The sequence below is a fragment of the Roseibium sediminicola genome (genome assembly GCF_023156505.1).
GTDB lineage: Bacteria > Pseudomonadota > Alphaproteobacteria > Rhizobiales > Stappiaceae > Roseibium > Roseibium sediminicola.
In genome coordinates this window covers 504,616-519,298 of sequence record NZ_JALNMJ010000001.1, presented here as the reverse complement: position 1 = coordinate 519,298, position 14,683 = coordinate 504,616, and the positions used below count along the sequence as shown (strand labels likewise).

The following is a 14,683-nucleotide window of genomic DNA, read 5'->3' as shown; positions in this document are numbered from 1 at the left end:
TTTTCCGTCAAATCGCCTGACTTTTAAGCTCATCCATCAAACGGTTATCGACTTCCCCGGTTTCCGGCAGGCCGAGGCTGCGCTGGAACGCTCGGATGGCGCTGCGCGTACGCGGTCCCATCTGGCCGTCCGGCGTGCCGGTGTCGAAGCCGAGATAGTTCAGCTTGTCCTGAGCTTCCTTGATCATCGCCGTGTTGTCGGCGGCCTGAACCGAGGCCTTTTCGGCCGGCAGCGACGAGCTGTCGGACCAGCCCGGCTCCATGGTCACCTTGTTGGCGGAGGGATTGGGCGTTTTCAGGGTGAACTGCTCAACAGCCAGGCGCGCATTGGCCAGGGTTTCCTGATCCATCATGTTGGCGACATCGTCGCGGCGCTTGGCCGCTTCCGGATCGCCCTGATCCGCTGCAATGGCAAACCACTTGTAACTGGCGACAAGGTTCTTATCGACGCCGATGCCGCCAGCATAAAGAATGCCGAGATTGAACAGGCTGTCCTTGACCCCGTAATTGGCGGCTTCCTCGAACCATTTGGCGGCCGCGGCATAATCCGGCTGTTCGCCGCCGCCCTCCGCGAAGAGAACGGCCAGATTGTGCATGGCCTTTGCGTTGCCCGCCTCGGCGGCCTTGGTGTACCAGGCCTTGGCCTTGGGCACGTCCTTGTCGACACCGCGGCCCTTTTCGTAAAGGCTCGCGAGCCGGTACTGAGCCGGAGCGAGGCCCTTGTCCGCCGCCTTCTGATACCAGACAGCCGCCTTGGAGAGATCCGGTGCCACACCCTGGCCTTCGGTGTATTTCACACCGACCAGGAATTCGGCGGAGGCATTGCCGGCGGCGGCGGCGCTGCGCAGCGCCATCGGGCCGACGCCTTCAGGCGGCAGCGAGGCCAAAAGGTTTGACGGTGCATTGCCCGCTTCGCTCGGCTGGAAGCCCGAACTTGCATCCACGGGTGGCTCGCCGAAGCTGCCGGAGACACCAGAAGGAGGCGCAAAGGCCAGACCCGTATCCGCTTCCATCGGCCCGGCAGCGGAAGCGGCCTGAACGGTTTCCGCCTGGCTGACAGGGACCTGGCTGGCAGGGGCCGCTGCGACCGCGGGAGCGTCGCTGGCCGGCATATCGGCGGCGGGTGCAGCGCCGGCCTGCTCTGTGCCGGTCATGGTGCTCTCGGCTGGCGGCTCGCGATCTTCGGCAAGCGCCACCGGAGCGGTGTTGGCGGGCGCGGCTGCCGGAGCCGATGCCGGAGCGGCCTCGGCGGTTTCCTGGGTCTCCTGCGGAACGGCGGCAAGCTGGTCGCTATCTTCCGAGCCAGTCGAAGCCAGGCGGAACACCTGCAATGTGCCAATCAGAAGGACCACCGCAGCGGCAGTGTAAAGGATCGCGCGGCGGCGGCCTCCGGACGATTGCGGCGTCTCCGGTGCCGGCCGGTCTCCCGGCAGCACAGTGGCATCCTGGGCCTCGAATTCCCGGTCAGTGACGTCTTCCGGGCTGAGTTCCAGATCCTCCGCAGGCGCGGCCTTGTTTTCCTTGGCAGATGCCGACTTGTCGCGTTTCAGAACGTTGCGCAGCCAGCCGACGCGGGCCTTGCCGCGCTCTTCGTCCGCGTCTTCCGGCGCGTCCTCAACCTTCTGCCTTTTCTCCAGCTGAGCGGCTTCCGCGGAAGCTGCCTGAGCCGCACGGCGGGCGGCGGCGATGAAATCAGCCTTGCGGTCCCGGCCACGGTCTTCCGGCTGGACCGGCGCCGCGGCCTGCTCGGCGGCAGGTGCCGGCCTGTCCGCTTGAGGAGCGCGGCCGAACAGCGGCGCGGGTTCCTCGACCTTGATCGGCGAGAAACTTGCCGCCGGCGCGGCCGGTGCCGAATTTGACGTATCGAGCTTTTCCGCCCGCTCCAGATCGTCCAGACGTTCGGTCAAGGAACCGAGGACCGACTTGACCCCGTCAAAGGTGTTGCGGGTCCGCTCTTCGCTGCCTTCGGCCGCATCCAGCAACCGTTTCAGGTCCCCCTGGAGCGAGTTGATGGCTTCGTCATATTGTGTGTTTTTTGGCGCCGGGGCATTGGCCACCGCTTCGCGGGCGGCCTGTCTGGCAATATCCGCGACATCCTCGCGGGTCTGCGCCAGGCCTTTTTCAAGCCGTTCGAAATAGGGCGAGAACTGGTCGACGCTGAACGCCTTGGACGACGTTCTTTCGATCTGCTCGGCCAGTGCGGCAACCTTGGCGCCGAGCTGTTCAAAGCGGCCATCGTCGGTGACTTCCGCGCCTTTGGTGACGATCTGCGCAAGATCCGAAATACGCTGTTCCAGGGCTTCCGTGTTCGGAGGCGTGGCAACGCTCGCCCGCATGGATCCGATTTCCTGGCGCAGCTTGTCCAGATCCGAGGTTGTCACCGTGTCCTGCGGCCGGTCGAGCCGGGCGCTCAACTCATTGAGGCGTTCCTGCAACTGGACCATGAACTTGGTGTCGCCACCGCCACCCGCGCGCATGGTCGCCGCGTCGAGCACCGGCACGGGACGGGAGGATTTTTTCTCGATCGCGTCGATCTTGCCGGAAATGGCTTCCAGCCGTGTCTCCAGCGCCGCAAAGGCGCCGCTGTCGCCTGCCGGCAGAGGCGGGCTTTGTTCCATCCGCTCCAGCCGGTCGACAATATCGTTCAATCGGCGGTCGACCTGGTCGAGTTGATCGGTGTCGACCGGTGTTGCCCGGTCGTCGGCCATCATGCCGACGATATCCTCCAGCCTGCCCTGGAGCCGGGAAATGGTCTCCGGCTCCGGCATGCGCTGCTCCATCGCCGACAGACGGTTGTCGAGACCGCGCTGCTCGCGAGCCAGGACTTCCAGATCGTCCAGCCGGCTGGAGACAAATTTCATGCGGTCGTCGATGCCCTCGACCAGCCCCTTGATGTCGATCTGCTCGACAAAACCACGGACCTCGCGCAGTTCGGCGCGCAGCGGCTCGATGTCGGCATGGCTTTTCTGCTGAAGCAGCTCTTCCATGCGCTCGGCAATGCTGACAACCCGGTCTTCCAGGACCATCATGTGCTCGGAGCGCGGCAGCACCGCGAAGGCGTCTTCGATTTCGTTGAGACGCGCGGTCACGCCGCGCAGGATCCGCGGGTCGACAGACGCTCGGGAGAGTTCGTCCAGGCGCTGGAGGATATGGGCATAACCATGCTCCAGTGTCTGCAGAGCGCCTTCCACATTGGTGCGGCCGACCATGTCCTTCAGGTCGGCAACTTCCTTGCGGATGTCCTTTGCCAGCTGGTCGTTCTTCTTGTCGGCGCGCAGACGCTCGACCATGTCCGCCAGACGGCGCAATTCCGCGTTCTGGCGGCTGACCGTTTCGCTGGTGCCGCGCGACAGACCGCCAAGCGCGTCGCGCAGGGAGCCGATTTCCTCGCGCACCTGGTTGAAGGCCTTTTCCTGCGGTGCTCTCAGGGCGTCGATACGGCGGCCGAGATCCTTGTAGATATGCATCGAGGCGTCGCGGTTGGCGCGCGCGCTGCGCTCGCCATGCCGCCCATTGCGCGGAGCGTAGTCATGGTCATCGTGATCGTCGGAATAATAGTCGTCGTCCGGCAGGTTTTCGATGGCATAGCTGCCTGGGCGGCGCTGGCGCCGGGGCGCCGGTTCTTCCAGCTCGTCGTCGTGGCGGGCGAGGCCCTGCACCTGCTCGTCGAGGCGGTCAAGGGCGCCCATGACGTCGTCCATGCCGCTTTCCCGGCGTGGAGCCCGCCGGCGCGGTGCCGGCCGCCGGCCGCGCGATTGTTCCTGGTCGGCCAGCAGCCGGTCGAGTTCGTCGGCCACAGCGTCCAGGTCCTCGTCCCGTTCGTCATGCGGAAAGCGGTCATGGCCCCCGAGCGCCGTCGCCGTTCTGGTCAGCCGTTCAATACGGCTGCGCGCGGGTTCGCGGCGCGGAGTGTCGTAAAAGTCGTCGCTTTCATACGCATCACGGCCGCGGCGTCCTGCCTCGTGTTTCTTCCAAGCCGGCATGTCTTGACCCTGGGCTTACGGTCATTCAGACCGCTGATGGAACAGTCTGCGCCCAAATTTCGCCTAAGCGACGAGAAGCACAGCGTTTTGAAAGACTTTGTCGGTTTAGGGTAAACAGGCCGTTAATTCTTCTTGCTAATTGCGAAAACCGATTGTTTTCGAATGAAGAATCGCTATCCACAGCCCCTGTTCGAGCGAATCGCCCGGCACCGCGTTAACGAATTTTGACAAGGCGACCTTACGTGGCTGGACCTTAACGCAAACGTAAGCTAAACAAGGCGCAAGAAACCGGCTGAGCCAACTTGCGTTTATCCGCATCCGTGTCGCCCTTTTTCGCACCGGGAAAGTTTTCCCGGGTGCGGGTTTCGAAAAACTGACAACTTTAGCAATGAGCCGGCAAACGGCTTGAAGATGAGTACAAACTGCTATGAGCGAAGCGCTTTCGATCCTCAACGAAGACGACCTTGTGGACGTCGTGTCCGCAACCGATGACAGCACCAAGAAGACCCAGTTTACCATTGGCGACCTCGCCAAGGAATTCGACTGCACCCTGCGCACGCTGCGCTTTTACGAAGACAAGGGCCTCTTGAACCCCAAGCGCGACGGTCTCAACCGTGTCTATAACCGCCGCGACCGTGCCCGCCTGAAGCTGGTGCTGATGGGCAAGCGCGTCGGCTTCTCCCTTTCGGAGATCCGCGACATGCTCGATCTCTACGATCTGCGCGACGGCCAGGTTACCCAGCTGCGCGTGGCCCTTTCCAGGTTCAATGAGCAGATCGCAGTTCTGGAAGAACAGCGCAAGGACATCGAGCAGGCCATCGAGGAATTGTCCCGCACGGTCGAAATCGTGTCCGGCATGCTGAAGCACAAGGAAGCCGAAGAGGCGTAAGCCGTCTTCTTCAGCAGCGTTGACAGAAACCGTCGGCCGTTTCGCCGACGGTTTTTTTGTGCCTGCTCGTCAAGGGCGACATGGTCTGCCGCAGCGTGACGCGCAACATCTGGTATCGATTCCCGTCACCTTGAAGCAATTTTTGATTGCTTTTTGAAAGACCTCCCGCACAGCGTGATGTTGCAAACCCCCTCAAAAACACGGCTTCCCAACACGGATCCGTGTCCGCGTCCCTCGAAAATCATTCCCTTGAGCATGTTTTAGGCGTATTTTTTTGTCATCCCTTCCCTAGGGACACCACTTGCCGGACGAAATCAACACGCGTATATAGAGCCTCAAGTTGACGTTTACGGAAACGTAAACCTGAGACCAACCGGCTGATCTGGGAGGATTTCCATGCCGAGCTATTCCGCGCCCGTCGATGACACGCTTTTTCTCCTGAAAGACGTCTTTGGCTACGAACGCTATTCCAACCTGCCCGGTTTCGCCGACGCGCCGCTCGACCTGGTCGAAGCGATCCTTCGTGAAGGCGGCAAGTTTGCGGAGGAAATCCTGCAACCGCTGAACCAGACCGGGGACCAGGAAGGCTGCACCCGCAACGACGACGGCACGGTGACGACGCCCAAGGGCTTCGACGCCGCCTACAAGGCCTTTTGCGAAAACGGCTGGGGCACGCTGTCCGCGGACCCGGACTATGGCGGCCAGGGTCTGCCGCACACGCTGGCAACCATCTTCAACGAGTTCGCCTCCTCCGCCAACATGGCCTTTTCCATGTATCCGGGCCTGACGGCCGGAGCGGTTGCGGCGCTGACCACCCATGGCACGGACGAGCAGAAGCAGACATACCTGCCGAACATGATCGCCGGCACCTGGACCGGCACCATGAACCTGACCGAGCCCCATTGCGGCACGGATCTGGGCCTGATCCGCACCAAGGCGGTGCCGCAGGCGGACGGTTCTTATAAGATCTCCGGCACCAAGATCTTCATTTCCGCCGGTGAACATGATCTCGCCGAGAACATCATTCACCTGGTGCTGGCCCGCATCGAAGGCGCGCCGGACGGGGTCAAGGGCATCTCGCTCTTTGTGGTGCCGCGCAACGAGATCGCCGATGACGGCTCGGTCGGCGCCAACAACGGCGTCTCCTGCGGCTCGATCGAGCACAAGATGGGCATTCACGGCAACGCTACCTGCGTGATGAACTACGATAACGCCACCGGCTGGCTTGTCGGCGAGGAGAACAAAGGCCTCAAGGCCATGTTCATCATGATGAACGAGGCCCGCCTCGGCGTCGCTGTCCAGGGTCTGGCCCAGTCCGAGGTCGCCTATCAGAACGCGGTCACCTACGCCAAGGACCGTCTGCAGGGCCGTTCGCTGACGGGTCCGAAAAATGCCGACAAGCCCGCCGATCCGATCATCGTGCATCCGGATGTCCGCCGAACCCTGATGTCGATCCGTGCCTTCAACGAGGCCGCCCGGGCCTTTGTCATCTGGACCGCGCTGCACGGCGATGTCTCCCACCGCTCCGACGACGAGAAGTCCCGGCAGTATTCCGACGACATGATGGGCCTGATGACACCGGTCCTCAAAGGCGTCCTGACCGACACCGGTTTCGCCAACGCGGTCAATGCCCAGCAGATGTATGGCGGCCACGGTTATATCGGCGAATGGGGCATGGAGCAGTTTGTGCGCGATGCCCGCATCGCCATGATCTATGAAGGCGCCAACGGTATCCAGGCGCTGGATCTCGTCGGCCGCAAGTTACCGGCCAACGGTGGTCGCGCCATCATGAGTTTCTTCAATGAACTGAACAGCTTCCTGAAGGAACACAAGGACAATGAGGAGCTCGCAGCCTTCACCGGTCCGCTGAAGAAGGGGGCCGACGACCTGCAGGCCGCCACCATGTGGTTCATGAACAACGCCATGAAGAACCCGGACAATGCCGGGGCTGGCTCCACCGACTACATGCATCTCTTCGGCCTTGTGGCCCTTGGCTACATGTGGACCCTGATGGCCAAGACCATCAAGGAGAAGCTGGCGAACGGCGCCGGCGACAAGGCCGAATGGCTGGAAAACAAGCACGCCTTCGGCACCTTCTTCATGGAACGCACCATGCCGGAAACCGCGGCGCATCTGGCCCGTATTTCCACAGGTTCGGACACAATGATGTCGGTTGACGCCGAGGCCTTCTAAGTCTTTCCGGCCCGCTCACTTCTTCGTGTGATCGGGCTGGAAATTCACCCAAGCAAATTGGATCCAATCCGGATAATCTTTCCACCGATTCAATTTGCCAGGGAGATTTCACGTTATGGCTGATTACGTTCTTCATTGTATGGCCCAGTCCGGTCACTCTTACAAAGTGGCCTTGATGCTGGAACTGTGCGGTGCCGACTGGACCCCGAGATGGGTGGATTTCTTCAACGGGGAGACCCGCACGGAAGAATTCCGCTCGACCTTGAACGAGATGGGTGAAGTGCCGGTGCTGGATCACCGCGGCAAGCTGCTGACCCAGTCCGCCGTGATCATGGATTACCTGGTCGAGAAATTCGGCCGGTTCGGCTGGGACAATAACGAAGAACGTCGTGAGGTGCTGCGCTGGACGATCTTCGACAACCAGAAGGTCTCCGGACTGATCGGTCCGCTGCGCTTCATGCGCACGCTGGTAAAAACCGGCGAGACCGACGTCACCAAGTTCCTGGACGGCCGGTCGCAATCCGCGCTCGCCATCCTGGACAAGCATTTTGCCAAGAACGAATTCGCCATCGGCGCGAAGCCGACGACCGCCGACTTCTCGCTGTGCAGTTACCTCTTTTACGACGGCGAGCTCGGCATCGACCTTGCCGCCTACCCGAATGTCGTTGCCTGGCTGGGCCGCATCAAGGCCCTGCCCGGCTGGAAACACCCCTATGACCTCATGCCCGGCCATCCCATGCCGGAGAGCAACTGAGGACGATCTGATCTAGAGGAGGATCTGATGCCCGAAGCCTATATTTACGATCACGTGCGCACTCCGCGCGGGCGTGGCAAGAAGGACGGCGCGCTGCACGAAGTGCCCGCCGTCCGGCTCGCCGCGACAGCGCTGGAAGCCATCCGCGACCGCAACGGCCTGGACACCGGCCGGGTCGACGATGTCGTGCTCGGCTGCGTCGACCCGGTCGGCGAGGCCGGCGGCGACATCGCCCGTGCAGCGGTTTTCGCGGCAGGCTACGACACGTCGGTTCCGGGCATGCAGATCAACCGCTTTTGCGCCTCCGGCCTCGACGCGGTCAACATGGCGTCGGCCCAGGTCATGGCCGGCCAGCACAAGCTGGTCATCGCCGGCGGCGTGGAAAGCATGAGCCGCGTCGGCCTCGGTGCATCCGGCGGCGCCTGGCCGATCGAGCCGCAGGTCGCGATCCCCTCCTATTTCATGCCGCAGGGTGTCTCCGCCGACCTGATCGCCACCAAATACGGCTTCAGCCGCGACGATTGCGATGCCTATGCGGTGGAAAGCCAGAAACGGGCCGGCAAGTCCTGGGACGAAGGCCGTTTTGCCAAATCGGTGATACCGGTCAAGGACATCAACGGCATCACCATCCTCGACAAGGATGAGCATATGCGCCCGGACACCGACATGCAGTCGCTGGCATCGCTCAACCCGTCCTTCGAGATGATGGGCGCCATGGGCGGTTTCGACGCGGTCGGCATCCAGGCCCATCCGGAAATCGAAAGCCTCAAGCATGTGCACCATGCCGGCAACTCCTCCGGCATCGTCGACGGCGCAGCCGCCGTCCTGATCGGTTCCAGCACGGCGGGCCGCTCCTCCGGCCTGAAGCCGCGCGCGCGCATCAAGGCCTTCGCCAACATCGGCTCCGAGCCGGCCCTGATGCTGACCGGCCCGGTGGATGTCACCGAGAAGCTCCTGAAAAACGCCAAGATGGAAATGAAGGATCTCGACCTGATCGAGATCAACGAGGCTTTCGCCTCCGTTGTCCTGCGCTACCAGCAGGCCTTCGATCTCGACCCGGCGACCGTCAACGTCAATGGCGGTGCGATTGCCCTCGGTCATCCGCTCGGCGCGACCGGAGCCATGATCCTCGGCACCGTTCTGGACGAACTGGAACGCCGCGATCTCAACACCGCGCTTGTGACGCTGTGCATCGGTGCCGGCATGGGCACGGCCACCATCATCGAGCGGGTCTGAACGATGATCAGCAACATCGACAAGGAGTTCGCACAGATCACCGACTATTGGTCGCCGCGCGTGGTGGCCGATGTCAACGATCAGACCGTCAAGCTGGCCAAGCTGAAGGGCGAATTCGTCTGGCACGACCATGAGGACGAGGACGAGCTGTTCTTCATCGTCAAGGGCAGCCTGACCATCCGCTACCGCGACCGGGACGACGCCGTGCTGATCGCGGGCGACATGCATGTGGTGCCCAAGGGCGTCGAGCATAACCCGGTCGCCGAAGAGGAATGCTGGGTGATGCTGTTCGAACCCGCGGAAACCAAACACACCGGAGACGTTGTTGTTGAAGGCACGAAGACGGCAGCGCAGCAGCGCGCCCACCTGCCTTCCGGCAACGCCTGACCCCGAGGAGGAATGACACGATGAGCTACAAGAATTTCACCATTGAAACCGATGAGGACGGTTTCGCCCTGATCAGCTGGGACATGCCGGAAAAGTCGATGAACGTCATCGATCTCTCCGTGATGGACGAACTGGATGCCCTGGTCGACCAGGTCGCCGGCGACGAGACCATCAAGGGCGCGGTGATCACCTCCGGCAAGGCCGCCTTTTCCGGCGGTGCGGACCTGACCATGCTGGAAGGCCTTCTGAAGGACTTCCACATCAAGCGCGGCAACGACCCGGAAGCGGCCGCAAAGGCCCTCTTTGAAGGCTCGCGCAAGCTGTCGCTGGTCTATCGCAAGCTGGAAACCTGTGGCAAACCCTTCGTCGCGGCAGTCGCCGGCACCTGCATGGGCGGCGGCACCGAACTGGCGCTCGCCTGTCACGGCCGTGTGGTCGACGAAGGCCTGAAAATGGGCCTGCCGGAAGTGAAGGTTGGCCTCTTCCCTGGGGCCGGCGGCACCCAGCGTGTCATGCGCATGACCGACGGCCAGCAGGGCATGCAGTTCCTGCTTCAAGGCCGTACCCTGCGCGCACCACAGGCCAAGCAGATGAAGCTGGTCGACGAGGTTGCCGGCACCAAGAAGCTGGTCGCGGCCGCCAAGAAGATGCTGAAAGCCGGCCTCGATCCGGTCAAGGACTGGGACAAGAAGGGCTACAAGCTGCCGAACGGCAAGGTCTATTCCCCGGCCGGGTTCCAGTTCTGGCCGGCGGCCAACGCCATCTACCGCCGCGAGACCTTCGACAATTATCCGGGCGCGCGCTATCTGCTGCATTCGGTCGTCGAGGGCCTGCAGCTGCCGATGGATCTCGCGCTTCAGGTGGAAAGCCGTTACTTCGCCAAGGTGTTGCAGACGCCGGAAGCCGCCAGCATGATCCGCTCGCTGTTCGTCTCCATGCAGGAGCTGAACAAGCTGGCCCGCCGTCCGGTCGACCAGCGCCCGAACAAGATCAAGAAAGTCGGCATTCTGGGCGCCGGGTTCATGGGCGCCGGCATTGCCTATGTCACCGCTCAGGCCGGCATCGATGTCGTCCTGATCGACCGCAGCCAGGAAGCCGCCGACAAGGGCAAGGCCCATACCGACGAGCTGATGAGCAAGGCGATCAAGCGCGGCCGCGGCACCGAGGAGCAGAAGGAAAAACTGCTCGCCAAGATCACCGCCACCACGGACTATGAGGCGCTGGCCGATTGCGACTTGGTGATCGAGGCCGTGTTCGAGGACCGTGAGATCAAGAAGACCGTGACCGAACAGGCGGAAGCGGTGATGAAGTCCCGGGCGATTTACGCTTCGAACACCTCGACCCTGCCGATCACCTCGCTGGCCCAGGCCTCCAAGCGGCCGAAGAACTTCATCGGCATCCACTTCTTCTCGCCGGTCGACAAGATGATGCTGGTGGAAGTGATCCTCGGCAAGCGCACTTCCGACCGGGCGCTGGCCATGGCGCTCGACTATATCAAGGCCATCAAGAAAACCCCGATCGTGGTCAATGACAGCCGTGGTTTCTACACATCGCGGGTCGTCATGACCTATATCCGCGAAGGCCTGATGATGCTGGCCGACGGCGTCCCGGCGGCAATGATCGAGAATGCCGGCAAGATGGCCGGCATGCCGGTCGGCCCGTTGTCGCTTGGCGATGAAGTGGCGCTGGATCTGGCCTGGAAAATCGTTTCGGCTACCCGCAAGGATCTCGGCGTCAAATATGTCGAAGGCCCGCTCGACAACATCCTGGAAGAAATGGTGGTGAAGCAGGAGCGCTTCGGCCGCAAGAACGGCAAGGGCTTCTATGACTACAAGGGCCGCGACAAGAGCCTGTGGCCGGGCATTCCGGATGTGGTCGGTCAGCCGAAACCGGCCGAGAGCTTCAACATCGAAGAGCTCAAGCAGCGCCTTCTGGTGATGCAGGCGCTGGAAACCGCCCGCATCTTCGAGGAGAAATGTCTGACGGACGTGCGCGAAGCGGATGTCGGCTCGATCCTCGGCTTCGGCTTTGCTCCCTATTCCGGCGGCACGCTCAGCTATATCGACATGATGGGCACGCCCGCCTTTGTGGAACTGTGCAAGAAGTTTACCCGCAAATGGGGTCCGCGCTTCAAGCCGAACAAACTGCTGCGTGAGATGGCCAAGGAGAACGCGACCTTCTACGGAAAGTTCCCGCCCAAACCCGCCGAAAAGGTCAGCGAAGCTGCCTGATAAAAGCAAAAGTGCCGCCTCCCGACGGAGGCGGCATTGTTATTTATACATAAGTTTAAAGACATATTTGTTTGCAAATTACGACAGAACTTGATCCAGCCTGACTTGTCATGCACAGTTTGAATACGTGAAATCGTGCACGGTCTGGCAGGAGACTTTGATGCCGCTTGAAGGCGAATGGGCGCGCTCGGACGTGTTCCGGGTACTGCGTGACATTTGTCCAAATGCGAATTTGGACTGGCCGGCGATGGCGCGCCAATATGATTTTGATCTCGCCAGCCTCGACGATCCTCAGGGAACCGTCCCGATCACGGCCTGGCATGCCGTCTTCGAGCATGTCGCCGATGTGCTTGGTGACGATGCCACGATGTTCGACCTGTTCAACAATGTCGAAATCGGCTGTTTCTCCATTTTCGACTACCTGTTTGCCTGCGCGCCGACCTTGAGAGAGGCATGCCAGGCCTGGGTCCGGTTCTCGCCGATCCGCACCAACGCCTACCGGATGATTTTCGAGGAAGACGAAACCGGCGGCTATGTCGAATGGCCGATCCTGGAAGGTCGGGGTGAGTGGCGCCAGAACATGTTCGGCCGGATCGGCTGGGCCACCCAGCAGATCGAACTTGCCCTGGACATGCAGGTTCCGCCGATCCTGATCGAACTGGCCACCACGGCACCGGTATCGACCTCGAACTTCCAGAAAAAATACCAGGGCCGGCTGAAATTCGGCGCTGCGCACAACAGGATCCTGATCCCGACCACGCTCCTGTCACGTCCGCTGCGCCGGAACGACGCCCATCTCTACGACATCATCCTGAAATCGGCGAGCAGCGAACTGGACCGGTTCGGGCAAATGGAATCGCCCCTGTCCAGGATCGCCAACGAAGTTGCCTCGAACCTCTCCAACGGCGCTTGCACGCTGCCGCAGATCGCGGCGAAGCTCGGCATGTCCCAACGCGCCGTGCAAAGGCTCCTGGAAAAGGAAGGCACGAGTTTTCGGAAGCTCAGCGAGGAAATCCGGCGGTCGGCAGCGGAACGCTATTTGCGTGGAACGGACATGCCGATGAAGGAAATAGCCTATCTATTGGGTTTTTCCGAGCTGAGTACTTTTTCCCGCGCGGTAAAGACATGGTTCGGCGTCTCACCCAAAAAGGTGCGCGACAGTTCCGGCCTGACTGGCAGGCGGACAACTTTGTTCGCCGGTTCAAGGCCTGACACTGCCGAGGCCGCTGAATGATCGCAACCGAGTAGAAAGCCAAACAGGTCATCGGGAATTGAGGCACGGTGACAGCTTCGGGCAGTGCCATCACCGTGCCAGAGATCTTTCCTTGCAAACAGACATCCGCAAGACTCCCTCCTGAGGGTCTGTCTGGTGCCCTTCCGTCCGGATGAGGAAACGGAGAGCCGTTCTCCGGATCGAGGGCCCCGTTGGCGTGATCGTCTTTTGATCTCCGGCCACCGTCCGCTACGGCCGGGAGACTGTCTTTCACCACCGGTGGAGGAATGCAGAACGCAAGCGCGTGTGGGAGCATCGCTTACGTGTGGTTGCAACTTCCTGCCTTTTTCAATACGCCAGCAGTTGCCTCTTGTCTTTGGCGTGACACGAACAGGATTTAGCGATTTACGACACCACCTGCAATTAATCGGCAAGTTTACGGAGGGTCCGAAGGCGGTCGCTTGAGCAGCGCCCTGAGGGTCTGGCCCATCAGGTCACATTGTAATTTCGCGCTCCCCTTCCTAACTTGGGACTCATGGAACACGACCACGCAGGAGTCCCCGAAATGTCCGATACAGGCCTGAGCCGATTTTTGGGTGGCTCGCCCGCCCAGGTCTTGCTGCGGCTCGTGTTCCTGTCCTTTGTGGTCGGGATCGTCCTTTCCGCCCTCAATCTCGATCCGCTCGACCTGATCGACATGGCCGTGAATTTTGTCGAGCGCCTGTGGGACATGGGGTTCCACGCCATTGACCGTCTCGGCAATTATCTGGTCATAGGTGCGATAGTGGTGGTGCCGATCTGGCTGATCACACGCGTTCTGGCAATGGGACGGCCCCGTTCATGACCGTTCTTGCGGTCCTGTGCAGGGTCAGATGCCGGTCGGCGAGCTCGTCGATATCGGTTGAATAGCCGCCGCCCAGAACACCCGCCAACGGAATCCCCGCGGCCCTGACGGTCTCCATCACATATCGGTCGCGCCGGCAAAGGCCCTCGCGTGTCAGCGCCAGACGCCCCAAGCGATCGCCGCCATAGGGATCGACCCCGGCATTGAAAAAGACGATGTCCCAGGCGCGCGTGGCCAACAGCTCCGGCAGGGTTTCCGCCAGGATCGCCAGATAGACCTCGTCGCCGGTGCCGTCTGCAAGGCCGATGTCCCGATGCGAGGGCACCTTGCGAACGGGATAGTTCTTTTCCGAATGCATGGAAAACGTGAAGACGTCCGGATCTCCCTGAAAAATGTCCGCAGTGCCATCGCCCTGATGCACGTCCAGATCGATTACCAGGGCATTTCGGACCGCCCCGTCCGCCTGCATCACCTTGATGGCGACGGCGACATCGTTGAAGACGCAGAAGCCCGCGCCATGGGCCCGCCGCGCATGGTGGCTGCCGCCGGCCGTGTTGCAGGCAAGTCCATGTTCCAGGGCAAGATAGCCGGTCAGTACCGTGCCGCCGGTGGCGCAGCGGGCACGCTGGGCAATGTCGGCGCGCATGGGAAAGCCGATTTCCCGGGCGACTTTCTCCGGTACATGAGCGTTGAAAACCTGATCCACATAAACCGGGTCGTGGGCAAGCGCGACCCATTCGAAGGGAGCCGGCCGCGGCCGGTAGAACGGGTGGCCGTCCAAGAGATCTTCGGTCCGGATCAACTCGGCCACCGCCAGGAACTTGTCCATCGGAAAACGGTGATTGGCGGGCAGATCGGCGCAATAGGCCGGATGGTGGACAATCGGCAAAGTCATTGAGCGCAATATAAGGCGCCCGCTGACGGGTGACAGCCCCGAAATGCCGCCCGGTCTGA

General features: G+C 61.6%; 10 protein-coding genes. 8 read left to right on the top strand and 2 right to left on the bottom strand.

Annotated features, from left to right (window positions below):
• Nucleotides 1-7: 7 nt before the first annotated feature.
• Nucleotides 8-3,982, bottom strand: coding sequence for a peptidoglycan-binding protein (locus tag M0H32_RS02295; RefSeq protein WP_248150178.1), 3,975 nt, complete (start codon nt 3,980-3,982; stop codon nt 8-10).
• 427 nt (nt 3,983-4,409) lie between these two features.
• Here M0H32_RS02295 and M0H32_RS02290 point away from each other — a divergent pair, with 427 nt between their 5' ends.
• The 8 genes from M0H32_RS02290 to M0H32_RS02255 all read left to right on the top strand — a co-directional run bounded on the left by M0H32_RS02290 (nt 4,410) and on the right by M0H32_RS02255 (nt 13,729).
• A complete protein-coding gene (locus tag M0H32_RS02290) occupies nt 4,410-4,871 on the top strand; it encodes a MerR family transcriptional regulator (protein ID WP_248150174.1) in 462 nt (153 codons plus the stop codon).
• Between the two features lie 396 nt (nt 4,872-5,267).
• On the top strand, nt 5,268-7,064 hold the full coding sequence (locus M0H32_RS02285; RefSeq protein ID WP_248150172.1) for an acyl-CoA dehydrogenase C-terminal domain-containing protein: 1,797 nt from the start codon (nt 5,268-5,270) through the stop codon (nt 7,062-7,064).
• Between the two features lie 115 nt (nt 7,065-7,179).
• Nucleotides 7,180-7,818, top strand: coding sequence for a glutathione S-transferase family protein (locus M0H32_RS02280; protein ID WP_248150170.1), 639 nt, complete (start codon nt 7,180-7,182; stop codon nt 7,816-7,818).
• 27 nt (nt 7,819-7,845) lie between these two features.
• Nucleotides 7,846-9,054, top strand: coding sequence for an acetyl-CoA C-acetyltransferase (locus M0H32_RS02275; protein ID WP_248150167.1), 1,209 nt, complete (start codon nt 7,846-7,848; stop codon nt 9,052-9,054).
• A gap of 3 nt (nt 9,055-9,057) precedes the next feature.
• Nucleotides 9,058-9,441 carry a cupin domain-containing protein gene (locus tag M0H32_RS02270; protein WP_248150164.1) on the top strand — a complete coding sequence of 128 codons (384 nt, stop codon included), beginning with the start codon at nt 9,058-9,060 and terminating at the stop codon, nt 9,439-9,441.
• Between the two features lie 20 nt (nt 9,442-9,461).
• A complete protein-coding gene (locus M0H32_RS02265; RefSeq protein WP_248150161.1) occupies nt 9,462-11,672 on the top strand; it encodes a 3-hydroxyacyl-CoA dehydrogenase NAD-binding domain-containing protein in 2,211 nt (736 codons plus the stop codon).
• Between the two features lie 160 nt (nt 11,673-11,832).
• Nucleotides 11,833-12,906 carry an AraC family transcriptional regulator gene (locus M0H32_RS02260; protein ID WP_248150159.1) on the top strand — a complete coding sequence of 358 codons (1,074 nt, stop codon included), beginning with the start codon at nt 11,833-11,835 and terminating at the stop codon, nt 12,904-12,906.
• A gap of 544 nt (nt 12,907-13,450) precedes the next feature.
• Complete coding sequence (locus M0H32_RS02255; RefSeq protein ID WP_248150156.1) at nt 13,451-13,729, top strand: DUF6460 domain-containing protein; 279 nt, start codon at nt 13,451-13,453, stop codon at nt 13,727-13,729.
• Here the strand turns inward: M0H32_RS02255 and M0H32_RS02250 are convergent.
• Nucleotides 13,692-14,624, bottom strand: a complete 933-nt coding sequence (locus M0H32_RS02250) for a histone deacetylase family protein (RefSeq protein ID WP_248150153.1) — start codon at nt 14,622-14,624, stop codon at nt 13,692-13,694. The genes M0H32_RS02255 and M0H32_RS02250 overlap by 38 nt on opposite strands.
• Nucleotides 14,625-14,683 lie beyond the last annotated feature (59 nt).